The organism is Streptomyces dryopteridis, from assembly GCF_049606955.1.
In the GTDB taxonomy this organism is placed as follows: domain Bacteria; phylum Actinomycetota; class Actinomycetes; order Streptomycetales; family Streptomycetaceae; genus Streptomyces.
The window spans coordinates 5,377,231-5,400,687 of record NZ_CP187113.1; the positions used below are offsets into that span (position 1 = coordinate 5,377,231).

Sequence of the window (23,457 nt, forward strand, 5' to 3'; positions counted from 1 at the left end):
CGAAGCATCGTCATCAGGGGAGGGGGACACCGGCCGGCCGGTGTCCCCCTCGCCATGACCGGCGCCCGCCCCCGCGCCGCCCGCCCCGCCGTCCGCCCCCGGCCCCAAGGACCGCCCGCGATGTACAAACTCTTCTTCGACCTGGTCTTCAAGCGCATGGACCCCGAGAAGGCGCATTACATGGCCTTCCGCTGGATCCGCCTCGCCGCCCGGATCCCCGTCCTGCGCACCTTCGTGGCCGCCTGCCTCGCGCCCCGCCACGCCTCCCTGCGCACCGAGGCCCTCGGCCTGCGCTTCCACAGCCCCTTCGGCCTCGCCGCCGGCTTCGACAAGAACGCCGTCGCCGTGGACGGCATGGCCATGCTCGGCTTCGACCACGTCGAGATCGGCACCGTCACCGCCGAGGCCCAGCCCGGCAACCCGAAGAAGCGCCTGTTCCGGCTCGTCCCGGACCGCGCCCTGATCAACCGCATGGGCTTCAACAACGAGGGCTCCGCCGCCGTCGCCGAACGCCTCGCCGCCCGCCGCCCCGTCTTCAAGACGGTGCTCGGCGTCAACATCGGCAAGACCAAGGTGGTCCCCGAGGCCGAGGCCACCGGCGACTACGTCGCCTCCACCGAGCGTCTGGCCCGGCACGCCGACTACCTCGTGGTCAACGTCTCCTCGCCCAACACCCCCGGCCTGCGCAACCTCCAGGCCACCGAGTCGCTGCGCCCGCTGCTGACCGCCGTCCGCGAGGCCGCCGACCGCACCGCCGGCGACCGCCGGGTCCCGCTCCTGGTCAAGATCGCCCCCGACCTCGCCGACGAGGACGTGGACGCCGTCGCCGACCTCGCCCTCGAACTCGGCCTCGACGGGATCATCGCCACCAACACCACCATCGCCCGCGAGGGCCTCGGGCTCACCTCCGACCCGGCCCTGGTCAAGGAGACCGGCGGACTGTCCGGCGCGCCCGTCAAGGACCGCTCCCTGGCCGTGCTGCGCCGCCTGTACGCCCGTGTGGGCGACCGGATCACGCTGGTGGGCGTCGGGGGCATCGAGAACGCCGAGGACGCCTGGCAGCGGATCCTCGCCGGCGCCACCCTGATCCAGGGCTACAGCGCCTTCATCTACGAGGGCCCCTGCTACGCCCGCGCCATCCACAAGGGGCTCGCCGCGCGCCTCGCGACCAGTCCGTACGCCACCCTCGCCGAGGCCGTCGGCGCCGAGACCCGGAAGGCCACCGCATGACCACCGCCCCCACCCCCTTCGGCACCCGCCTGCGCGCCGCGATGGACGCGCGCGGACCGCTGTGCGTCGGCATCGACCCGCACGCCGAACTGCTCGCCTCCTGGGGACTGAACGACGACATCGCGGGCCTGGAGACCTTCTCGCGGACCGTGGTCGAGGCCCTCGCCGACGAGGTCGCCGTGTTCAAGCCGCAGGCCGCGTTCTTCGAGCGCTTCGGCTCCCGGGGCGTGGCCGTGCTGGAGCGGACCGTGGCCGACGCCCGCGCCGCCGGCACCCTGGTGGTCATGGACGCCAAGCGCGGGGACATCGGCTCCACCATGGCCGCCTACGCCGCCGCCTTCCTCGACCCGGCCTCCCCGCTGTTCTCCGACGCCCTGACCGTCTCGCCCTACCTCGGCTACGGCTCACTGCGCCCGGCCGTGGACCTGGCCCGGGCCTCCGGCGCCGGCCTGTTCGTGCTCGCCCTCACCTCCAACCCCGAGGGCGCCGAGGTGCAGCGCGCGGTGCGCGCTGACGGGCGCGGGGTCGGCGCGACCATGCTGGCCCACCTGGCGGAGGAGAACGCGGGCGCCGAGCCGCTCGGCTCCTTCGGCGCGGTGGTCGGCGCCACCCTGGGCGACCTGTCCGCCTTCGACCTCGACATCAACGGCCCCCTGCTGGCCCCCGGCATCGGGGCCCAGGGCGCCACCGCCGCCGACCTGCCGGCCGTGTTCGGCAAGGCCGTGCGCAACGTGGTCCCGAACGTCTCGCGCGGCGTGCTCAAGCACGGTCCGGACCGGGCCGCGCTGCGGGCCTCGGCCGCCGCGTTCGCCGAGGAGATCCGCACGGCCGTCGCGGGCTGAACCGCCCCGCACCGCGTGACCCGCGCCCGTTCCCGTCCCCCGGGAGCGGGCGCGGCCGCGTTCCGGGACCGGGGCCCGGTTGTCCACAGGGGGGCCGGTCGGCGGGGGCCTTCGGCCCGGCGGGGCGGGACCTCGGCCGGGGCCGTCGGCGGGCCCGGCGCGCGAGCATGGGGGAGGGGGGAAGCGCCGGTCCGGCGCGCCCGGCCCGCCGCGCCGCGGGCGGGCCCGACGGCCGCCGGCCACTGCCGCCGTCCCCGAACGAAAGCGCCGCGTCGTGTCAGCCTCCCCGCCCACCAGCCCGTCCGTCGAGACCGAAGGGCCGGTGCAGGCCACGGCCGTGATCACCCGGCTGGAGCCGGTCGGCGCCTACCACCGGCTCACCCTGCTGGCCCCCGGTCCGGCCCGCGCGGGCCTGCGTCCCGGGCACTTCGCGGCCCTGGGCATCGGGGGCCGGGACACCGCGACCCCGCTGCGCCGGGCCTTCTCCGTGCACCGGGCCGATCCGGCCGCCGGCACCCTCGACCTCGTGTTCGCCGAGGCCGGGCGCGGCACGAGGGCGCTGGCCCGGCACCGTCCCGGGGACACCGTGGACCTGATCGCGCCCCTGGGCCGCCCCTTCCCGCAGCCGGCCGGCGAGCGCGGCGGGGCGGTGCTGGTGGCCGGGGGCTACGGCAGCGCGCCGATGTTCGCGCTGGCCGAGGAGCTGCTCGCGGCGGGTCGTGCGGTGGCCTTCGTGCTGGGCGCGGCCACCGCCGACCGGCTGTTCGGCACGGACCTGGCCCGGGAGCTGACCCCGTACGCGCACGTGCTCACCGACGACGGCTCGGCCGGGTCGCGGGGCCGGGTCACCGACGCGCTGCCGGCCGCGGTGGCCGAGGTCGGGGCGCGGGACGTGTACTCCTGCGGGCCGATGCCCATGCTGAAGGCCGTCACCGAGGTGGCGGTCGCGGCCGGGGCGCGCAGCCACACGGCCGTGGAGGAGGCCATGGCCTGCGGGATCGGGATCTGCATGAGCTGCGTGCTGCCGGTGGTGGACGCCGACGGCACCTCCCGGTTCCTGCGCTCGTGCGTCTCCGGGCCGGTGTTCGACGGGACCCGGGTGCGCTGGGACGAGGTCGGCACCCTGCCGGCCGATCTGGAGGGCGCCGACGCCATGACCCCCAAGGAGCACCGCCCGTGAACGCGATCGATCCCGCCGCCGTGGACCTGTCCGCCCCCCTGGGTGCCCGGGGCCGGCTGCCCAACCCGCTCTCCACCGCCTCCGGCTGCGCCGGGTACGGCCGGGAGCTGCACCGGTTCACCCCGCTGGACCGGCTCGGGACCCTCACCACCAAGACCGTCATGCCGTACCCGCGCTCCGGGCGGGCCACGCCCCGGATGGCCGAGACCCCCTCGGGGATGCTGAACTCCATCGGCCTCCAGGGCTCGGGGGTGGCCCACCTGGTGGAGCGGGAGCTGCCGTGGCTGGCCGAACGCGGGGCCCGGGTGCTGGTCTCGGTGGCCGGCGAGCGGACCGAGGAGTTCGCGGAGGTCGCGGCCCGGGTCGCGGGGGCGCCGGGGGTGGTGGGGATCGAGGTGAACATCTCCTGCCCCAACGTCGCGAACCGGGGCCTGGTCTTCGGCTGCGACCCGGGGGCCTCGCATGAGGTGGTGGCGGCCGTGCGCGCGGCGGTGGACCCGGCGCTGCCGGTCTACGCCAAGCTCACCCCGGACGTCACGCGGATCACGGACATCGCGGCGGCCTGCGTGGAGGCGGGGGCCGACGGCCTGTCGATGATCAACACGGTGCTCGGCATGAGCATCGACCCGGTGACCCTGCGCCCGGCCCTGGCCGGGGTGACGGGCGGGCTGTCCGGCCCGGCCGTGCGGCCGATCGCGCTGCGCTGTGTGTACCAGGTGTACGCGGCGATGACGGCCGGCTCGGTGGGGCGGGTGCCGATCCTGGGCATGGGCGGGGTGGGCTCGGGCGCGGACGCCTTCGCGCTGACCCTGGCCGGGGCCTCGGGGGTGGCGGTGGGCACGGCCCTGTTCGGGGACCCGGGCGCGCCGATCCGGATCCTGGCCGAACTGCGGGAGCTGCTGGCCGGGGCCGGATTCGCGTCGTACGAGGAAGCCGTGGGCCGGGCGCATCGCACGATCTGACGAATTCGCTCGAGGCGCGGTCGGGATCCGGGGGGCTTCTCCGGACAAAACCCGGGTACTTTGTCCGTGATGTACGGTTCAGTAGAGGCTGACCAGGACTTTTCGTCCGTTCTCGCTGACTGGAGCGGCCCAGGCCGCTAGTCTCCGACCAGAGCGAACGCACGGGATCGTGGTTCGTCCGCTCGCCTGGTGGGGTGCCCTTCGTGTGCCCCGCCGGTCCGTATCCGACAGTTCGACATCCGAGGTGACGTAGGCGTGGCTCTTCCGCCCCTTACCCCTGAACAGCGCGCAGCCGCGCTCGAAAAGGCCGCCGCGGCTCGCCGGGAGCGGGCCGAGGTGAAGAATCGACTCAAGAATTCCGGCTTGTCCCTGCACGACGTGATCGAGCACGGCCAGAAGAACGAGGTCATCGGCAAGATGAAGGTCTCGGCCCTTCTGGAGTCCCTGCCCGGAGTGGGCAAGGTCCGCGCGAAGCAGATCATGGAACGCCTGGGCATCTCCGAGTCCCGGCGTGTCCGAGGTCTCGGATCCAACCAGATCGCGTCCCTGGAGCGCGAGTTCGGCGGCAAGGCCGCCTGAGTCCTCGGTCGACTCGGCCCGGCGCGCCCGAGGGCGTCACCGGGCAGTCTCCGGAACCTGGATAATCGGTCCATGGCAGCAGAGGTTCGTCCGCGGCTGACCGTGCTCTCCGGCCCCTCGGGGGTCGGCAAGAGCACGGTCGTCGCGCATATGCGCAAGGTCCACCCCGAGGTCTGGCTCTCGGTGTCGGCCACCACCCGTAAGCCCCGTCCCGGAGAGAAGCACGGCGTCCAGTACTTCTTCGTCAGCGACGACGAGTTCGACAAGCTCGTCGCCAACGGCGATCTGCTGGAATGGGCCGAGTTCGCGGGCAACCGCTACGGCACCCCGCGTGGCGCGGTGCTGGAGCGGCTGGAGAACGGCGAGCCCGTGCTGCTGGAGATCGACCTCCAGGGCGCGCGTCTGGTCAAGGACTCCATGTCCGACGCCCAGCTGGTCTTCCTGGCCCCGCCGAGCTGGGAGGAGCTGGTCCGCCGGCTCACCGGCCGGGGCACGGAGTCGGCCGAGGTCATCGCCCGCCGGCTGGACGCGGCCAAGATCGAACTGGCCGCCGAGGCCGAGTTCGACACCACCCTGGTCAACACCTCCGTCGAGGACGTGGCGCGTGAGCTGCTAACGTTGATGGAAGTTGTCTGATCTTTATCCCCCTTTCGGAAGGTAGAGCGTGTCCTCTTCCATCACCGCGCCCGAGGGCATCATCAACCCGCCGATCGACGAGTTGCTTGAGGCCACCGACTCGAAGTACAGCCTCGTGATCTACGCGGCCAAGCGCGCGCGTCAGATCAACGCGTACTACTCGCAGCTCGGTGAGGGCCTGCTGGAGTACGTCGGCCCCCTGGTGGACACCCACGTCCACGAGAAGCCGCTCTCGATCGCCCTGCGCGAGATCAACGCGGGTCTGCTGACCTCCGAGGCCATCGAGGCCCCGGCGCAGTAAGCGACCGTTCGTCATTCCCTCCTCGGGCCCGGCAGTCTTCCTGCCGGGCCCGAGGTGTGTCCGGAGTTCGAAGTGAGGAGTCCAAGCGTGTCGAAGCCGAAGGTCGTGCTGGGGGTCAGCGGGGGGATCGCCGCCTACAAGGCGTGCGAACTGTTGCGCCGACTGACGGAATCCGGCCACGACGTCCGCGTGGTGCCCACCGCCGCCGCCCTGAACTTCGTGGGCGAGGCCACCTGGGCCGCGCTCTCGGGCCACCCGGCCGGCTCGGAGGTCTGGGAGGGGGTGCACGAGGTGCCGCACGTGCGCATCGGACAGGCCGCCGACCTGGTCGTGGTGGCCCCCGCCACCGCCGACACGCTGGCCCGGGCCGCGCACGGACTGGCCGACGACCTGTTGACGAACACCCTGCTCACGGCCCGCTGCCCGGTGGTCTTCGCGCCCGCGATGCACACCGAGATGTGGGAGAACCCGGCCACCCGCGAGAACGTGGCCACGCTCCGCCGGCGCGGCGCGATCGTGATCGAGCCCGCCGTGGGCCGGCTGACCGGCAAGGACACCGGCAAGGGCCGGCTGCCCGACCCGGGCGAGATCTTCGAGGTCTGCCGCCGGGTGCTGGCCCGGGGCGCCGAGGCCGGCGCCCGCACCGACCTGGCCGGCCGGCACGTGGTGATCAGCGCCGGCGGCACCCGTGAGCCGCTGGACCCGGTCCGCTTCCTCGGCAACCGCTCCTCGGGCAAGCAGGGCTACGCGCTGGCCCGCACGGCCGTGGCGCGCGGGGCCCGGGTCACGCTGATCGCCGCGAACACCGCCCTGCCCGACCCGGCGGGCGCGGACGTGGTGCGGGTGGGCACCGCCGTGCAGCTGCGCGAGGCCGTCCTGAAGGCCGCGGCCGAGGCCGACGTGGTGGTCATGGCCGCCGCCGTGGCCGATTTCCGGCCGGCCGTCTACGTGGACGGGAAGATCAAGAAGACCGAGGACGGCGGCGCCCCCACCGTGGAACTGGTCCGCAACCCGGACATCCTGGCCGAGATCTCGGCGGACCGCGCCCGACCTGATCAACTCGTGGTCGGATTCGCGGCGGAGACCGACGAGGTTCTGGCCAACGGGCGCGCGAAACTGCGCCGCAAGGGATGTGATCTTCTCGTCCTGAACGAGGTGGGAGCCGAAAAGACCTTCGGATCGGAGGAGAACGAGGCGGTGATCCTTGGCTCCGATGGCGAGGAAACCCCCGTGCCCCACGGCCCCAAGGAAGCCTTGTCGGACGCGGTATGGGATCGTGTCGTGAGCCGGTTCGCGCTCCGACGCGCCTGATCGTCGCCCCTTGTTGGGCCCCGATCGGTGCGCTTAGATGGAGTGTCGCAGGTCACAAGCCTCCCGCAGGGTGAGACAAGTGGACCCGCGACCACCGGCGACCGATAAACTGACCCCGGAACGTGACCGGGCGCAGCCTCCGGTCAGTACCGCCAAACAATTTCAGCCAGCAGCCGCTGCAACCCCAGGGAGCGATGTGTCCCGCCGCCTGTTCACCTCGGAGTCCGTGACCGAGGGTCACCCCGACAAGATCGCTGACCAGATCAGCGACACGATCCTCGACGCCCTGCTGCGCGAGGACCCCACGTCCCGCGTCGCCGTGGAGACCCTCATCACCACGGGTCTGGTCCACATCGCGGGTGAGGTCACCACCAAGGCATACGCCCCGATCGCCCAGCTCGTGCGCGAGAAGATCCTGGAGATCGGCTACGACTCCTCGAAGAAGGGCTTCGACGGCGCCTCCTGCGGCGTCTCGGTGTCCATCGGCGCGCAGTCCCCGGACATCGCCCAGGGCGTCGACACCGCTTACGAGACCCGCGTCGAGGGCGATGAGGACGAGCTGGACAAGCAGGGCGCGGGCGATCAGGGCCTGATGTTCGGCTACGCCTGCGACGAGACCCCGAACCTGATGCCGCTCCCGATCGAGCTGGCCCACCGCCTCTCGCGTCGGCTGACCGAGGTCCGCAAGAACGGGACCATCCCGTACCTGCGCCCCGACGGCAAGACCCAGGTCACCATCGAGTACGACGGCGACAAGGCCGTCCGCCTCGACACCGTGGTGGTCTCCTCGCAGCACGCCTCCGACATCGACCTGGAGTCGCTGCTCGCGCCCGACATCCGCGAGTTCGTCGTCGAGCAGGTGCTCGCCGGTCTCGTCGAGGACGGCATCAAGCTGGAGACCGAGGGCTACCGCCTGCTGGTCAACCCGACCGGCCGCTTCGAGATCGGCGGCCCGATGGGCGACGCCGGCCTCACCGGCCGCAAGATCATCATCGACACCTACGGCGGCTACGCCCGGCACGGCGGCGGCGCCTTCTCGGGCAAGGACCCGTCCAAGGTCGACCGCTCGGCCGCGTACGCGATGCGCTGGGTCGCCAAGAACGTCGTCGCCGCGGGCCTCGCCTCCCGCTGCGAGGTCCAGGTCGCGTACGCGATCGGCAAGGCCGAGCCCGTGGGCCTCTTCGTCGAGACCTTCGGCACCGCGACCACCGAGGTCGCCAAGATCGAGCAGGCCATCTCCGAGGTCTTCGACCTCCGTCCGGCCGCGATCATCCGCGACCTCGACCTGCTCCGCCCGATCTACGCCCAGACCGCCGCCTACGGCCACTTCGGCCGCGAGCTGCCGGACTTCACCTGGGAGCGCACCGACCGCGTCGACGCCCTGCGCGCCGCCGCCGGTCTGTAACCACCCCGCCCGCCAGGGCGCGTCCGCGTGGCCCCGACCCCACCTCGCGTGGGGCCGGGGCCACGCGGCGTTTCCCGCGCTGTCCGACCGCTTTGGCAGGATGGACCCGTGACCGCCGCGCCCCCACCCCCCGAACCCCCGGCGGACCCCGCCGCCGGCGGACCCGAACAGCTCGCCCTGCTCCGCGAGTTGGTCGCCGAGGGCAAGGCCGACGCGCCCAAGGCCCGCCCCCGCACCTGGCGCGGGGTGCCCGCCGCCGCCGTGAACCCCGTGGCCCGGGTCCTGGTCAACAAGGGCGCCCTGCACCTGGACCAGACCTTCGACTACGAGGTCCCCGCCCACCTCGACGAGGAGGCCCGCCCCGGGGTCCGGGTCCGGGTCCGCTTCGGCGCGGGCGCGCACCGGGTCCGCGAGGGCCGGCGCGAGGGCGGCGGCCTCATCGACGGCTGGCTGCTCGAACGGGTCGCGGAATCCGACTACCACGGGCCGCTGGCCGCCCTGGCCCAGGTGGTCTCGCCCGAGCCCGTGCTCGCCCCCGACACCCTCGCCCTGGCCCGCGCCGTCGCCGACCGCTACGCCGGCAGCCTCGCCGACGTGCTCCAGCTCGCCGTCCCACCCCGCAACGCCCGCGCCGAGGGCCGCGCCTCGCCCGCGCCCGCCCCGCTCCCGCCCGCCCCCGAACCCGGCCCCTGGCAGCGCTACCCGCAGGGCCCCGGCTTCCTCGCCGACCTCGCCGCCGGCCGCGCCCCGCGCCGGGTCTGGACCGCCCTGCCCGGGCCGCACTGGCCCGAGGAGCTGGCCCGGGCCCTGGCCGCGTGCCTGGCCGGCGGGCGCGGCGCCCTCGCCGTGCTGCCCGACGGGCGCAGTGCCGAACGCCTGGACCGGGCCCTGATCGAACTCCTCGGCAAGGACCGGCACGTGCTGCTGACCGCCGAGGCCGGACCCGAGCGCCGCTACGCCCGCTGGCTGGCCGTGCACCGCGGCGCGGTCCGCTGCGTGATCGGCACCCGCGCCGCCATGTTCGCGCCCGTCCACGACCTCGGGCTCGTGGCGCTCTGGGACGACGGGGACACCTCGCACAGCGAGGACCGGGCCCCCTTCCCGCACGTGCGGGAGGTGCTGGAACTGCGGGCCGTCACCTCCGGGTGCGCCTTCCTGCTCGGCTCCACGAGCTGCACCGTCGAGGCCGCGCAACTCGTCGAGTCCGGGTGGGCCGGGCCGCTGGTCGCCGACCGCGAGACCGTGCGCCGCGCGGCCCCCGTCATCCGGACCGTCGACGAACACCTGCTGGCCCGCGACGAGGCCGCCCGCGTCGCCCGCCTGCCCAGCCTGGCCTGGGAGACCGCCCGGGACGCGCTGGCGACCGGTCCGGTGCTCGTGCAGGTGCCCCGGCGCGGCTACGCGCCCCGACTGGCCTGCGCCCGCTGCCGGGAACCCGCCCGCTGCCGGGCCTGCCACGGGCCGCTGGAGGCCCTGGACGCCGTGGCCCTGGCCTGCGCCTGGTGCGGCCGGCCCGAGACGGGCTGGCACTGCGAGGAGTGCGGCGGGGTGCGGCTGCGGGCCAACGTGGTCGGCGCCAAGCGGACCGCCGAGGAACTGGGCCGGGCCTTCCCGGCCGTGCCCGTGCGCACCTCGGGCCGCGACCACGTGCTGGACCGGGTGCCCGGGGCCCCCGCCCTGGTGGTCTCCACCCCCGGCGCCGAACCCGTGGCCGAGGGCGCCGGCTACAGCGCCGCCCTGCTGCTCGACGGCTGGGCCATGGTCGGCCGCCCCGACCTGCGCTCCGACGAGGAGGCGCTGCGCCGGTGGCTGGCGGCGGCCACCCTGGTGCGCCCGGAGGGACGGGTGGTGATCGTGGCCGAACCCACCCTGCGGCCGGTGCAGGCCCTCGTGCGCTGGGACCCGGTCGGGCACGCGCTGCGCGAACTCGCCGACCGGGCCGAGCTGCGCTTCCCGCCGGTGGCGCGGATGGCCTCGGCCACGGGCCGGCCCGAGGCCCTGGCCGAATTCCTCGCCGCCGTCGAACTGCCGCCGGAGGCCGAGGTGTTGGGGCCGGTGCCGGTCCGGGCCCGACGCGGGTCGCCGGCCGACGAGGAACGCGCCCTGGTGCGGGTGCCCCCGGGCCGGGGCGCGGCCCTGGCGCGGGCCCTGAAGCAGGCGAGCGCCGCGCGCACGGCCCGGGGCATCGGCGGTCGCGCCGGGATCGGGGCCGAGGGCCAGGTCCGCATCCGCGTGGACCCGCCCGACCTGGGCTGACCCGTGACCGGCCCCGGACATGCGACCGCCCGGCCCCCTCGTGCGGGACCGGGCGGATCGGGTGGGTCGGGGAGCGGGCCGGTCGGCGGCGGCACGCTCCGGGGCGTCAGCCGCCGCGCGGGGCCGGGAAGGCCGGCGGGCGGACCTGGGCGGCGGTGGGGGCCGCCGGGACGGCCTCCTCGCGCTGCGGCTGGCTGGGGACCCCGCGCGCGGCTGGCACGCTCGGCAGCGCGCCGCCCATCGGCCGGGCGGCGCCGTCGACGACGGGCCGCTCCGCCTCGGGGGCCGCGAGCTCGCCGGCCGGGGTGCGCCGGGCCCCGTAACGCCGGTGCACGGCCTGCTTGGTGACCCCGAGCGCGGACCCCACCGCGTCCCACGAGAACCCGAGGGAACGGTCGAAGTCCACGGCGGCGGTGACCAGGGTCTCGACGCTGTCGCGCAGTTCCTGCGCGAGCCGCACGGTGGGCGCGGGGGCCCGGCCGTAGACGACGAAACCGGTGGAGGGGCCGGACCGGCGGGGGCGGTACACGTTGCCGAGCTGTGCGGTCAGCGTGCGCAGGGCGTCCACCTGCCGGCGTACCCGCTCGATGTCCCGCACCAACAGGTGCAGGCTGGCCCGCGCTTGGGCGTCATGGGTGGCGTGGTCGGCCATGAAGAAGCCTCTCGAACCGGTGCTGAGGAGCGGATCGGGCCGCGAACACCGTTCACACGCGGCCCGTTTCGGTCAATCTGTCTTGACAACGCGCAGGCGGGCGGGGAGGTCACGCACCGGGGGCGTGTCGGCATATGCGACGGGGCGCGCGACGGCCCGCACGCCCCGCCTTCCGGGGCGGCCCCCCGCGCGGCTCCGACATAGACTGGGACGCTGCTGACCGTCGAGACAACAGGCAGGACCCATCACGTGAAGCTCGTCTTCGCCGGCACCCCCGAGGTCGCCGTCCCCGCCCTGGACGCCCTGATCGCCTCCGGGCGACACGAGGTCGCCGCCGTGGTGACCCGCCCCGACGCCCCCGCCGGGCGCGGGCGCCGGCTCGTGGCGAGCCCGGTGGCGGAACGGGCCGCCGAGGCGGGCATCGAGGTCCTCAAGCCCGTCCGTCCCCGGGACCCCGAGTTCCAGGAGCGGCTGCGCGAGATCGCCCCGGACTGCTGCCCCGTCGTCGCCTACGGCGCGCTGCTCCCGCCGAGCGCCCTGGAGATCCCCCGGCACGGCTGGGTCAACCTGCACTTCTCGCTGCTGCCCGCCTGGCGCGGGGCGGCGCCCGTGCAGCACTCGCTGATGGCCGGGGACGAGGTGACCGGCGCGTCGACCTTCCGGATCGAGCAGGGCCTGGACACCGGACCGGTGTTCGGCGTGATCACCGAGGACGTGCGCCCCACGGACACCAGCGGTGACCTGCTGACCCGGCTCGCGTTCGCGGGCGCCGGACTGCTGAGCGCCACCATGGACGGCATCGAGGACGGCAGCCTGCAGGCCGTGCCCCAGCCCGGCGAGGGCGTCTCGCTGGCCCCGAAGATCACGGTGGAGGACGCCCGGGTGGACTGGCGGGCGCCCGCGCTGCGCGTGGACCGGATCGTGCGCGGCTGCACCCCGGCCCCCGGCGCGTGGACCGAGTTCCGCGGCGAGCGGCTCAAGCTGATCTCGGTGACCGGGGCCGGCGACCTCGCGGACCTCGCGGGCCTGACCCCGGGGCTGCTCGTGGCCGGCAAGAACAACGTGTACGTCGGCACCGGCTCGCACCCGGTGGAGCTGCTGTGGGTGCAGCCCCAGGGCAAGAAGCCGATGAAGGCCGCCGACTGGGCCCGCGGCGTGCGCATCACCGCCGGTGAGCGCCTGGGCGGCCCCGCCGCCTGACCACCGGCCGGGCGGCCGCCCGCCCGCGCGCGCCGTAGGCTGGGCGCGGGGCCCGCCGGTCCGCCCGGCCCGGCCGGTCCCCGCCCGGCCCGCGCGCCCCCGCGCGCGAAGTCCCCCGGGGCGCGCCCCCACGCGCCTCGCACCCCGTACCCCCCGGAGCACCTTTCCCGTGAGCGAACAGCCCCGTCGTCAGAACAAGCCCGCCAAGCAGGGCCGCCCCTACCGGCGGCCGCAGAAGGACCCCGTGCGGTTCCTGGCCTTCGAGGCCCTGCGGGCGGTGGACGAACGGGACGCGTACGCCAACCTCGTGCTCCCGCCGCTGCTGCGCAAGGCCCGCCAGAACCCCGAGTTCGACGGGCGGGACGCGGCGCTGGCCACCGAGCTGGTCTACGGCACCCTGCGTCGCCAGGGCACCTACGACGCGATCATCGCGGCCTGCGTGGACCGCCCGCTGCGCGAGGTCGATCCGCCGGTCCTCGACGTGCTCTCGCTGGGCGCGCACCAGCTGCTCGGCACCCGGATCCCGCCGCACGCGGCGGTCTCGGCCAGCGTGGAGCTGGCCCGGGTGGTGCTCGGCGACGGCCGGGCCAAGTTCGTGAACGCCGTGCTCCGCAAGATCACCGCGCACGATCTGGACGGCTGGCTGGAGAAGGTCGCGCCGCCCTACGAGAAGGACGCCGAGGAGCACCTGGCCGTCGTGCACTCGCACCCGCGCTGGGTGGTCTCGGCCCTGTGGGACTCGCTGGGCGGCGGGCGCGCCGGCATCGAGGACCTGCTGGAGGCCGACAACGAGCGGCCCGAGGTCACCCTGGTGGCCCGGCCGGGCCGGATCGGCACCGAGGAGCTGACGGCGGAGGTCGGCGCCGATTCGAGCCTGCCGGGCCGCTGGTCCCCGTACGCGGTGCGGCTCTCCGAGGGCGGCGAGCCCGGCGCCCTGGAGTCGGTGCGCGACGGGCGCGCCGGTGTGCAGGACGAGGGCAGCCAGCTGGTGGCCGTGGCCCTGGCCAACGCCCCGCTGGAGGGCCCCGACGCACGGTGGCTGGACGGCTGCGCGGGCCCCGGCGGCAAGGCGGCACTGCTGGCGGCGCTGGCCGCCGAGCGCGGCGCGAGCCTGCTGGCCTCGGAGAAGCAGCCGCACCGGGCCGCGCTGGTGGCCCGCTCGCTGGCCGGCAACCCCGGCCCCTACCAGGTGATCACCGCCGACGGCACCCGCCCGGCCTGGCGGCCCGGCAGCTTCGACCGCGTGCTGATGGACGTGCCCTGCACCGGCCTGGGCGCGCTGCGGCGCCGGCCCGAGGCCCGCTGGCGCCGGCGCCCCGAGGACCTCGACGGCTTCGCCCCGCTCCAGCGGGCCCTGCTGCGCGAGGCCCTGTCGGCGGTCCGGGTGGGCGGCGTGGTCGGCTACGCGACCTGCTCCCCGCACCTGGCCGAGACCCGGGTGGTCGTGGACGACGTGCTGCGCGGCCGGGGCGGACAGACCCCGGCGCAGGCCGAACTCATCGACGCCCGCCCGCTGTTCCCGGGGGTCCCGGCCCTCGGCGACGGCCCCGACGTCCAGCTGTGGCCGCACCTGCACGGCACCGACGCCATGTACCTGGCCCTGCTCCGCCGCACCGCCTGATCCCGCGGGCCCTCCCGCCCGGGCGGGAGGGCTTCGGGGGCATGGCAGGCTTGGGGGCATGGCCCTTCAGATCGCCCCCAGCATCCTCTCCGCCGACTTCGCGCGCCTCGCCGACGAGGCCAAGGCGGTGGACGGCGCCGACTGGCTGCACGTCGACGTCATGGACAACCACTTCGTGCCCAACCTGACCCTGGGCGTGCCCGTGGTGGAGTCCCTCGCGCGCGCCACCGACATCCCCCTCGACCTGCACCTGATGATCGAGGACCCGGACCGGTGGGCCCCCGGGTACGTGGAGGCCGGGGCCTCCTCGGTGACCTTCCACGCCGAGGCCGCCGCCGCCCCTGTGCGGCTGGCGCGCGAGATCCGGGCCAAGGGGGCGCGGGCCTCGATGGCGCTCAAGCCGGGCACCCCGATCGAGCAGTACGAGGACCTGCTGCCCGAACTCGACATGGTGCTGATCATGACGGTGGAGCCCGGCTTCGGCGGGCAGGCGTTCCTCGACATCATGCTGCCCAAGATCCGCCGCACCCGGGCCCTGATCGCCAAGCACGGGCTCGACGTGTGGCTCCAGGTCGACGGCGGTGTGTCGGACTCCACGATCGAGCGCTGCGCCGAGGCCGGCGCCGACGTGTTCGTGGCCGGCAGCGCCGTCTACGGGGCCCAGGACCCGGCCGCCGCCGTGCGGGGGCTGCGGGACAAGGCCGCCGGGGCCTGCGCGCACTGAACGAGGAGGGCCCGGGGGCGGGGTTCGGGCGGGGTCCCGCCCGGCTCCCGGGCGAAGCCTGGGTGAACAGCTCGGTGCGGGCACGTCGTCCGGGCCGAACGCCGGCCGTCGGATCTGACAGGATGAACGACGAGTCGAGAGTGTGAACAGCAGTGAGGAGAACGCGGTGTCGGCTATGTCGGCGGGACGGTCAGCCCTGCGGATGGGACCCGCGGAGCTGGTGCAGGCGGCGGCGATGGCCCGCCGCTTCTACCTGGAGGGCAAGTCCAAGATCCAGATCGCCGAGGAGTTCGGCGTGAGCCGCTTCAAGGTGGCCCGGGTCCTGGAGACGGCCCTGGAACGCGACCTGGTCCGGATCGAGATCCGGGTCCCGGCCGAACTCGACGCGGAACGCTCCGACGCGCTGCGCGCCCGCTACGGGCTGCGGCACGCGGTGGTCGTGGAGTCCCCGGCGGACGCCTCCGAGGACGCGGCCGACCCCGAGAACCTCGGTTCGGTCGCCGCCGACCTGCTCGGCGAGCTGGTCGACGAGGGCGACGTGCTCGGCCTGGCCTGGGGCCGCTCCACCATCCACATGGCCGCCGCCCTGCACCGGCTGCCCCCGTGCACGGTGGTGCAGCTCACGGGCGTGTACGACGCCGGCACCGCCGAACGCGGCTCGGTGGAGGCCGTGCGCCGGGCCGCCCAGGTCTCCGGCGGCGACGCCCACCCCATCTACGCGCCGATGCTGCTGCCCGACCCGGCCACCGCGCGCGCCCTGCGCAACCAGACCGGGATCGCGCGGGCCTTCGAGTACTTCGACAAGGTCACCGTCGCGGCCGTGTCCATCGGCTCCTGGGAGCCGGGCATCTCCACCGTGCACGACATGCTCACCGACGAGGAGCGCGGCCACTACGCCTCCCTCGGCGTGGCCGCCGAGATGTCCGCGCACCTCTTCGACGCCGAGGGCCGCCGGGTCGGCCGGGACCTGGGCGAACGCTGCATCACGGTGGAGGCCGACCGGCTGCGCCGGATCCCCGAGGTGGTCGCCATCGCCGGCGGCGCCCGCAAGGCCGCCGCGATCGGCGCCGTGCTCCGCTCGGGCCTGGTCACCAGCCTGGTCACCGACACGGCCGCCGCCGACCACCTGCTCACCGAGTCCGAGCCGGGCCTGCGCCCCGCCCTGGAGCGGGCGGACCCGGACGAGCGGCCCGAGGAGGACTGACCTCCCGGAGACGGGACGGGGCTCGCGGGCGCGGGCGATTCGCGGATGAACGTCGGGTTTGACACGATTCCGGCATGATCCACCAGTCATTCGCCCGCACCCTGCCGCGCGTCCTCGGAGCGCTGTTCCTCTGCGTGGCCCTCGCCCTCGGCCTCGCCGGCTGTGGGGGAAAACAGGACGAACCCGGGAAGTCCCCGGCCACCTCCGCGGGCTCCGCCGGCACGCCGAGCGCCCGGCCCCCGTCCGCCGCCGCCACCCCCGGCTGGGCCCGGGGCATGAAGACCGTCCGCGCCGCCGACCTGCCGCGCGAGGCCCGCGACACCCTCGCCCTGATCGACAAGGGCGGGCCGTACCCGCACCGCCAGGACGGCACCGTCTTCGGCAACTTCGAACGCCTCCTGCCGAAGAAGCAGCGCGGCTACTACCACGAGTTCACCGTCCGCACCCCCGGCAGCCGCGACCGCGGCGCCCGCCGCATCGTGACCGGCGGCGGCGGGGAGTTCTACTGGACGGCCGACCACTACAAGAGCTTCGAGGCGGTACTGCGATGACCCTGCGCCGACGCCCCCTGGGCCCCGCCCTCACCGAGGCGGCCGCGCACGGCCGCACCGTCCTGCGCCTCGACCTCGACGGGGTCCACGACCGCGCCGGGCTCTTCGAACGCTGCGCCGGCGCCCTCACCCTCCCGGCCTGGTTCGGCGCCAACTGGGACGCCCTCGCCGACGCCCTCCACGACCTGTCCTGGCTGCCGGCCGCCCCCGGCCGGCTGCTCGCCGTCGAGTCCTGGCGCCCCTTCGCGCAGGACCGGCCGCAGGAGTGGGAGGTGTTCACCGAGATCCTCGCCGAGGCCGAGGAATTCTGGCGGGACGGCGACCAGGGCCCCCTCGACGTCCTCCTCGTCGACCCCGCCCCGCGCCCCGGACCGCCGCCCTCGGCCCGCCGCTGAGCCGGTTACCGGCAGGTTCGCGGGGGAGGCCGAAAACCACGGGCGCGCACGGGAGGCACCCCGCGCGCGGGGGTAGCGTGCGGGCAGGACGCGCCGGCGCCCGATCCGGCCCGTGCGGGGGTCCGGCGCGGGCCCGGGACACGAGAGCGTGCCGTGCGGCGACCGCCGACCGGCCCGCGCGCCCGGGCCGCTCGGCCGGTCGCGCGCGGGCCCGGCCCGGGCGACGCCGGCCTGAGGAAGGACCGCAGTGGTGACCGAGATCCCCCCGTCCCGGGTGTTCGCCTCCTTACCCCGCCGGGACCAACGCCACTGGGCCGAGGTCTACCTCGCGGGCCTGGCCCGCGCCGAGGGCCGCAAGAGCGTCCGCACCATCGCCGGGGCCGCCACCCCGCGCGGAGCGGGCTCGGTGGAGCAGAGCCTGCACCAGTTCATCGGCAACTCCCCGTGGGACTGGGGCCCCGTGCGCCGGGCCCTGGCCCGCCGCCTGCACGCCGTCCTCAGCCCGCCGCCCGCCGCCTGGGTGGTGCGCCCGCTGGTCATCGAGAAGACCGGGGACCGCTCGGTGGGCGTGGGCCGGCAGTTCGTGCCGGGCCTGGGCCGCACCCTCAACTGTCAGCAGGCGAACACGGTGTGGCTGGCGGCCCCGCAGGGCGCGTTCCCCGTCGAGTGGAGCCTCGTGCTGCCGCCGGCCTGGACCGAGGAGGCCGCCCGGCGCAGCGTCGGGCTCCCCGACACGGCCCGCGCCCTGACCCCCACCGCCGACGCGCTGCGCGTGGTGCGCCGGATGGCGCTGGGCTGGGGGCTGCCGCCGCTGCCGGTGCTGTGGGAACCGGCGGCGGCCGAACTCGCCGGGGCCGTGAGCACCCTGCTGCGCCACGGGCCGCGGTTCGTGCTGCGGATCGCCCCCGGCACCGCCCTGCTGCCGGAACCCCCGGACCGGGGCCGGGACCGCGACCGGGGCCCCGCCGACGCGGCCGCGCTGCTGGCCGCCGCCCGGGTCCGCCGGGGCTCGGACGGCACTCATCCGGTGGTCAGCGTGCGGGTCCGGGGTCCGTTCGGGGAACGGGACGGGTCGCGGGGGCCCGTGCTCACCCTGTTCGGGCCGGCGGACGCGGCGGGCGGTCACTGGCTGACAGACCTGCACCGGGCCGGGCCCGGGGAACTGGCCCGGCTCACGGCGCTGGAGGACCGGGCCGCGCGGGACGCGGCGGAGGTCTGCGAGGGACTCGGACTGCGGGACTACGAGGGCCGCTCCCACCGGGGCTGGCACCACCACCTCACCCTCGTCGGGGTGGCCCACGCCAACGCGCTGCTGGCCCGAATCGGCCCCGACGGGCCAGCGAGCGGACGCCCGTCCGGCCCGGTCGAGGAGACGCGCGGGGAACAGCGCGAGCGGGCCCGGACCGGACCCACCGGACCGCCGGGCCGCGCCCCGCGCGGCACCCGGCCGCCGGCCCGCACGGAGGGCGGCGCGGCGCCCGCGAGCGGCGCCCGCACCGGCCCCTGCGTGCCGGGCACGCCCTGCGGGGGAGACCCGGGGGAGCGGTGAACCGGCCGTCAGCCGACCGTCTCCGGGACCGGCAGACGGTCGGTGGCCTCCAGGGCCGGGGGACGGACCACGCGCCAGCCGGCAGCGACCCAGCGCGCCCCGTCCAGGGCGCCGCCCGGGTCCACGACCACCCGCTCGCGCACCCACCCGGCCAGCGCCGCGGGATCGGCCCGTCGGGCCTCGGCGCAGCCCGCGACCAGGACCGTCAGATCGCACTGGGTCAGCGCGGACCACAGGCTGTCGGCGAACCCGAGCTCGGGATAGCGGTGGTGGTCCGCGACCAGCGGCGCGTGCACGGTGACCTCCGCGCCCATCCGGGCCAGGCTGGCGGCGATGGCCAGGGCGGTGCCCCGGTCCCGGTCGGGACCGGCGTCGTCGGGCGTGTCGGGCGTGTCGGGCGCGTCGGATGCGGGGGCGGGCGGAGGGTGGACGCCGAGGACGCCGACGCGGCGGCCGTGCAGCCGGCCGCCGGAGGCGGCGGCCACCAAGGCGAGGACCCGGGAAGCGGAATCGAGGCTCATCTGGGGGAATGGCGCCCATCTGCTACGAGGTGTCGGATTGTCCTCTCACGATGCCCGAAACCCACCGGTCCCGTCCGCTCGCCGGTCCCTCCTGCACGATTCCGACCCCCCGGCACGGTGGAGTGCGGGATTCCGCCGGGTCGAAGGTCCCGGTCTCAGTCCGCGTGATTCACCGATCCCCACGCGTTCAGCGGGACCGCGCCCACCGCCCGTCCGCCCGGCCCCAGCAGCCGGCCCATCCGCTTGATCTGCCGCATCGCGATGGCCCGGTCCACCAGCACCACCTCCGGCAGCCGCTCCGCGAGCTGCGTCTCCAGCCGCTGCACGTCCGCGACCGACCGCAGCCAGACGCTGATCAGCAGGTTGCTCGTGCCGGTCACCGCCACGCACATGCGCACCTCCGGCAGCGACAGCAGCCCGCGCGCCGTCGCCTCCAGCCGGGCCGCGGGCACCCGCGCCCACAGGGTGGCCGACACCGGCCACTCGGTCAGCTCCCGGGCCACGTCGCAGCGGAGCATCACCGGGCACTCGGTCAGCAGCCGGTTGACCCGGCGGCGCGTCGCGTCCGTGCCCAGGCCCGTGATCGGCCGCAGGTCCGAGGCCGACTGGCGGCCGTCCACGGACAGCGCCCCGAGCAGCCGCTGCTCGGTGAGGTCCGGGACCCGGGCGCCCTCGCCCGAGACCCTGGCCGGCTCGGCCCGCGCCAGCTGCCGCTCCTGCGCCGGGCTCAGCCGCCGCATCCGCCACCGGCTGCCGTCCCCGTACACCCGGGTCACCAGCCGGGTGCGGGTGTCGGTCACCCCCGGCAGCCGGGCGATCCGCTCCAGCACCAGCTCCGACAGCGACTCCATGTCGGCGGCGAACGTGGTCACCAGCAGGTCGCAGCCGCCCGCCAGGTGCTCCACCGAGGCCACCTGCGGCAGCTCGGCCAGGGCGCGGGCGGCGGCCGGACCGGCGCTCGCGTCGCAGTCGATCTCCAGGAACGCGATCTCGAAGTGCGACTGGGTCCACGGGTTCGGGTACGCCGTCACCCAGGCCCGGCCCGAGGACCGCAGCCGCTCCCAGCGGCGCGAGACCGTCGCCGGGTCCACCGCCAGCACCTCCCCGAGCAACTGCCAGGAGGCGCGCGGCGCGATCTGAAGGGCGTGGATCAGTCCGCTGTCCAGGGGGTCGAGCCGCACGCGGGCACTCCTTCGGATCGGATCGGGGCGGATGGGTCGCGGCGGGGATCGGGATCCCGCGAGACCGCACCATTTTCGCGCAGATCGGGCGAATGGTGGTCTTTCGGGACGGGATGTCGGATCGCGCGGGTGCGTCGCGCCCGCGCGGGGGCGGGGGAGCGGGCCAGGATGGGCCCGCGGGCGGCGGCCACGAGCGGGACGGAGGGGCGGGTGCCACGGGAGTCACGGACGGGACGGGCGGGGCGGCGCGAACTCCTCGCGGCCGGGGCCGGGGGAGTGGTCGAGTCCTTCGACTGGACGGTGTACGCCGTCCTCGCCCCCTACTTCGCCGCCCGGATCTTCCCCGCCGAGAACGCGGACCTGGCCCTGATCGGGGCCTACGCGGGCTTCGCCGTCGGCTTCGCGGCCCGACCCCTGGGCGGCTGGGCGCTGGGCCGGATCGCCGACCGGGCGGGCCGTCGGCACGCCCTGGTGGTCGCCGTGCTGATCGCCTCCGCCGCCTCCCTCGCGCTCGCGCTCTGCCCCACCCACGCGGCCGCCGGCCTCCTCGCGCCGGCCGTCGCCGTGACCGCGCGGGCCGCGCAAGGCTTCTCGCTGGGCGGGGAGACGCCGAGCGCCGCCGCGTACCTGGTCGAGACCGCCCCGCCCGACCGGCGCTACCGGTACGGGGCCCTGGGCTACGCGGGGGTGGTGCTCGGCACCCTGCTGTCCTTCGGGGTGCTCGCCGCCCTGCTGGCCGTGCTGGGCCGGGCCGGGGTGGAGGCGGGGGGCTGGCGCCTCGGCTTCGCGGCCGCCGCGCTGCTGGGGCTCGCGGCCCTGTGGATCCGACGGGGCGCGCCCGAGGCCCCGGGCTTCGAGGCGCCGGGCTTCGACGGGCGCGTGCCGGTGGCGGCGAGGTCCGGGGCGCGGGGCGCGCTGCGGCCGGCCGTGCCCCGGATGGGCGTCGTGCTCCTGCTCGTCCTCGGCGTCACCGTGGGCTACTACCTCGGGGCCCTCTACCTGCCCCGGCACGCGGCGGCCGGGGGCGGGGCCGATCCCGGGGACCCGCGCACCGCCCTGGTGATGCTGCCCGCCCTGCTCGCGCTGGCGGCGACGATGGTCGGGGCCGGGTGGGCGGCCGACCGGTGGGGGCCGGTGCCGGTGCTGCGGATCGGGCTCGGGGCGCTCGCCCTGGTGACCGTGCCGGTCGCCCTCGGGGCCGCCGACGGACGGCTGCCGCTGGGCCCGGCCGCCGCCCTCCACCTGGCCGTGCTCGGACTCTCCTTCGGGCCGATCACCGTGTACTGCGCCCGGCTGTTCCCGCCGGCGATCCGGGGCGTCGCCGTCGGCGTGCCCTTCGCGGTGGCCACCGGGGCCTTCGGCGGCACCTTCCCGCTGCTCGCCGAGGCGCTGCGTGCGGCGGGCGCGGCCGGCGCGGTGCCCTGGGCGGCGGCCGGGGCGGCCCTGCTCTCGCTGGCCGCGACCGCGCTGCCGGGCGCGGTCCCCGACGACGGCGCCGGCATCATCGAGCGGGTCGAGCGGCCCGGGACCTCCGGCCCGGTCGCGGGCGGGACGGAAGTCTCGTAGAAAGAGACCAGGCCGCCCGATATGTCCTGGACGATCTGCCCGGCCCGGGTGTGTGCCCGGTCGTGGGAGAATGAAGTACGTGCGTTTCCTCGGCTGCCCTGCCGGGGCATACGGGATTCTCCGATTTGACTTGGATGTTCAGCACGTGCGTTTCCTCAATGACCTGAAGCCGCCGTACGACCTCACGTACGACGACGTGTTCATGGTGCCGAGCCGCTCCGCGGTCGGTTCCCGCCAGGGCGTCGACCTGTCCGCGCCCGACGGCACCGGCACCACCATCCCGCTCGTGGTCGCCAACATGACCGCCATCGCCGGTCGGCGCATGGCCGAGACGGTCGCCCGTCGCGGCGGCATCGTCGTGATCCCCCAGGACATCCCGATCGACGTCATCACCGACGTCATCTCCTGGGTCAAGACCCGCCACCACGTGCTCGACACCCCGATCACCCTGGCCCCGACGCAGACGGTCGCCGACGCCCTGTCGCTGCTGCCCAAGCGCGCCCACGGCGCCGGCGTGGTCGTCGACGCGGACAACCGTCCGATCGGCGTCGTCACCGAGCACGACCTGAGCGGCGTGGACCGGTTCACCCAGCTCTCCGAGGTCATGTCGAAGGAGCTGCTGCTCCTCGACGCCGACATCGACCCGCGCGAAGCCTTCAACAAGCTCGACGCCGGGCACCGCAAGCTCGCCCCCGCCGTGGACGAGGACGGCCGCCTCGTCGGCATCCTGACCCGCAAGGGCGCCCTGCGCGCGACCCTCTACACCCCCGCCCTCGACGCCCAGGGCCGGCTGCGCATCGCCGCCGCCGTCGGCATCAACGGCGACGTCGCCGGCAAGGCCAAGCAGCTCCTCGACGCCGGGGTCGACACCCTGGTCATCGACACCGCGCACGGCCACCAGGAATCCATGATCAACGCGGTCAAGGTCGTGCGCGCCCTCGACCCGCAGGTCCCGATCGTGGCCGGCAACATCGTCGCCGCCGAGGGCGTCAGGGACCTCATCGAGGCCGGCGCCGACATCATCAAGGTCGGCGTGGGCCCCGGCGCCATGTGCACCACCCGCATGATGACCGGCGTCGGCCGGCCGCAGTTCTCCGCCGTCCTCGAATGCGCCGCCGAGGCCAAGAAGCACGGCAAGCACGTGTGGGCCGACGGTGGCGTCCGCCACCCGCGCGACGTGGCGATGGCGCTGGCCGCCGGCGCCTCCAACGTCATGATCGGCTCCTGGTTCGCGGGCACCTACGAGTCGCCCGGCGACCTCCAGCAGTCCGCCGACGGCCGCCTGTACAAGGAGTCCTTCGGCATGGCCTCGGCCCGCGCCGTCCGCAACCGCACCTCCGAGGAGTCCGCCTACGACCGTGCCCGCAAGGCGCTGTTCGAAGAGGGCATCTCCACCTCGCGGATGTTCCTCGACCCGACCCGTCCGGGCGTCGAGGACCTGATCGACTCGATCATCGCGGGCGTCCGCTCCTCCTGCACCTACGCCGGTGCCGGCTCGCTCGCCGAGTTCGAGGAGAAGGCCGTCGTGGGCATCCAGTCCGCCGCCGGCTACGCCGAGGGCAAGCCGCTGCACGCCAGCTGGAGCTGACCC

Annotated in this window: 22 protein-coding genes; 19 read left to right on the forward strand and 3 right to left on the reverse strand. The window is 75.4% G+C overall.

The window, feature by feature from the left end:
- Window positions 1-120: 120 nt before the first annotated feature.
- From ACN20G_RS23140 to ACN20G_RS23185, 10 genes are all read left to right on the forward strand, one after another.
- On the forward strand, window positions 121-1,230 hold the full coding sequence (locus tag ACN20G_RS23140) for a quinone-dependent dihydroorotate dehydrogenase (protein WP_424214727.1): 1,110 nt from the start codon (window positions 121-123) through the stop codon (window positions 1,228-1,230).
- A complete protein-coding gene (gene pyrF, locus ACN20G_RS23145; protein ID WP_424214728.1) occupies window positions 1,227-2,072 on the forward strand; it encodes an orotidine-5'-phosphate decarboxylase in 846 nt (281 codons plus the stop codon). The genes ACN20G_RS23140 and pyrF overlap by 4 nt, the downstream gene beginning before the upstream one ends.
- Window positions 2,073-2,346: 274 nt before the next feature.
- The gene (locus tag ACN20G_RS23150) at window positions 2,347-3,252 is read left to right on the forward strand and encodes a dihydroorotate dehydrogenase electron transfer subunit (RefSeq protein ID WP_424214729.1); all 906 of its coding nucleotides are present in this window, start codon (window positions 2,347-2,349) and stop codon (window positions 3,250-3,252) included.
- Entirely contained in the window at window positions 3,249-4,214 is a 966-nt protein-coding gene (locus ACN20G_RS23155; protein ID WP_424214730.1) for a dihydroorotate dehydrogenase, read from the forward strand. Before ACN20G_RS23150 ends, ACN20G_RS23155 begins: the two co-directional genes overlap by 4 nt.
- Window positions 4,215-4,469: 255 nt before the next feature.
- Window positions 4,470-4,793, forward strand: a complete 324-nt coding sequence (gene mihF / locus ACN20G_RS23160) for an integration host factor, actinobacterial type (protein WP_424214731.1) — start codon at window positions 4,470-4,472, stop codon at window positions 4,791-4,793.
- A gap of 72 nt (window positions 4,794-4,865) precedes the next feature.
- Window positions 4,866-5,429, forward strand: a complete 564-nt coding sequence (gmk, locus tag ACN20G_RS23165; protein WP_424214732.1) for a guanylate kinase — start codon at window positions 4,866-4,868, stop codon at window positions 5,427-5,429.
- 28 nt (window positions 5,430-5,457) lie between these two features.
- Window positions 5,458-5,730 carry a DNA-directed RNA polymerase subunit omega gene (rpoZ, locus tag ACN20G_RS23170; RefSeq protein WP_004948662.1) on the forward strand — a complete coding sequence of 91 codons (273 nt, stop codon included), beginning with the start codon at window positions 5,458-5,460 and terminating at the stop codon, window positions 5,728-5,730.
- 87 nt (window positions 5,731-5,817) lie between these two features.
- Complete coding sequence (gene coaBC, locus ACN20G_RS23175) at window positions 5,818-7,041, forward strand: bifunctional phosphopantothenoylcysteine decarboxylase/phosphopantothenate--cysteine ligase CoaBC (protein ID WP_424214733.1); 1,224 nt, start codon at window positions 5,818-5,820, stop codon at window positions 7,039-7,041.
- Between the two features lie 196 nt (window positions 7,042-7,237).
- Window positions 7,238-8,446, forward strand: a complete 1,209-nt coding sequence (metK, locus tag ACN20G_RS23180) for a methionine adenosyltransferase (protein ID WP_424214734.1) — start codon at window positions 7,238-7,240, stop codon at window positions 8,444-8,446.
- 108 nt (window positions 8,447-8,554) lie between these two features.
- A complete protein-coding gene (locus tag ACN20G_RS23185) occupies window positions 8,555-10,702 on the forward strand; it encodes a primosomal protein N' (RefSeq protein WP_424214735.1) in 2,148 nt (715 codons plus the stop codon).
- Between the two features lie 106 nt (window positions 10,703-10,808).
- Here the strand turns inward: ACN20G_RS23185 and ACN20G_RS23190 are convergent, their stop codons facing one another.
- Window positions 10,809-11,354 carry a hypothetical protein gene (locus ACN20G_RS23190; RefSeq protein WP_424214736.1) on the reverse strand — a complete coding sequence of 182 codons (546 nt, stop codon included), beginning with the start codon at window positions 11,352-11,354 and terminating at the stop codon, window positions 10,809-10,811.
- 249 nt (window positions 11,355-11,603) lie between these two features.
- On the opposite strand from ACN20G_RS23190, the gene fmt reads away from it, so the two are divergent.
- The 7 genes from fmt (at window position 11,604) to ACN20G_RS23225 (ending at window position 18,598) form a co-directional block, all read left to right on the forward strand.
- The gene (fmt, locus tag ACN20G_RS23195; protein ID WP_424214737.1) at window positions 11,604-12,554 is read left to right on the forward strand and encodes a methionyl-tRNA formyltransferase; all 951 of its coding nucleotides are present in this window, start codon (window positions 11,604-11,606) and stop codon (window positions 12,552-12,554) included.
- A 169-nt stretch (window positions 12,555-12,723) separates the two neighbouring features.
- The gene (locus ACN20G_RS23200; protein ID WP_424214738.1) at window positions 12,724-14,175 is read left to right on the forward strand and encodes an RsmB/NOP family class I SAM-dependent RNA methyltransferase; all 1,452 of its coding nucleotides are present in this window, start codon (window positions 12,724-12,726) and stop codon (window positions 14,173-14,175) included.
- 58 nt (window positions 14,176-14,233) lie between these two features.
- Window positions 14,234-14,899, forward strand: a complete 666-nt coding sequence (gene rpe, locus ACN20G_RS23205; RefSeq protein ID WP_424214739.1) for a ribulose-phosphate 3-epimerase — start codon at window positions 14,234-14,236, stop codon at window positions 14,897-14,899.
- A gap of 175 nt (window positions 14,900-15,074) precedes the next feature.
- Window positions 15,075-16,103, forward strand: a complete 1,029-nt coding sequence (locus ACN20G_RS23210; RefSeq protein WP_424215646.1) for a sugar-binding transcriptional regulator — start codon at window positions 15,075-15,077, stop codon at window positions 16,101-16,103.
- 74 nt (window positions 16,104-16,177) lie between these two features.
- Window positions 16,178-16,654, forward strand: coding sequence for a ribonuclease domain-containing protein (locus tag ACN20G_RS23215; RefSeq protein WP_424214740.1), 477 nt, complete (start codon window positions 16,178-16,180; stop codon window positions 16,652-16,654).
- Window positions 16,651-17,049: a barstar family protein gene (locus tag ACN20G_RS23220; RefSeq protein WP_424214741.1), complete on the forward strand. Its 399-nt coding sequence runs from the start codon at window positions 16,651-16,653 to the stop codon at window positions 17,047-17,049. The genes ACN20G_RS23215 and ACN20G_RS23220 overlap by 4 nt, the downstream gene beginning before the upstream one ends.
- Before the next feature lie 250 nt (window positions 17,050-17,299).
- Window positions 17,300-18,598: an IS701 family transposase gene (locus ACN20G_RS23225; RefSeq protein ID WP_424214742.1), complete on the forward strand. Its 1,299-nt coding sequence runs from the start codon at window positions 17,300-17,302 to the stop codon at window positions 18,596-18,598.
- 8 nt (window positions 18,599-18,606) lie between these two features.
- On the opposite strand, the gene ACN20G_RS23230 is transcribed toward ACN20G_RS23225, so the two are convergent.
- Complete coding sequence (locus ACN20G_RS23230) at window positions 18,607-19,119, reverse strand: UDP binding domain-containing protein (protein WP_424214743.1); 513 nt, start codon at window positions 19,117-19,119, stop codon at window positions 18,607-18,609.
- Window positions 19,120-19,274: 155 nt separating this feature from the next.
- Window positions 19,275-20,300, reverse strand: coding sequence for an Lrp/AsnC family transcriptional regulator (locus tag ACN20G_RS23235; RefSeq protein ID WP_424214744.1), 1,026 nt, complete (start codon window positions 20,298-20,300; stop codon window positions 19,275-19,277).
- 210 nt (window positions 20,301-20,510) lie between these two features.
- On the opposite strand from ACN20G_RS23235, the gene ACN20G_RS23240 reads away from it, so the two are divergent.
- Window positions 20,511-21,866, forward strand: coding sequence for an MFS transporter (locus ACN20G_RS23240; RefSeq protein ID WP_424214745.1), 1,356 nt, complete (start codon window positions 20,511-20,513; stop codon window positions 21,864-21,866).
- 130 nt (window positions 21,867-21,996) lie between these two features.
- The gene (locus tag ACN20G_RS23245) at window positions 21,997-23,454 is read left to right on the forward strand and encodes a GuaB1 family IMP dehydrogenase-related protein (RefSeq protein WP_424214746.1); all 1,458 of its coding nucleotides are present in this window, start codon (window positions 21,997-21,999) and stop codon (window positions 23,452-23,454) included.
- The last annotated feature ends 3 nt before the right edge of the window (window positions 23,455-23,457 follow it).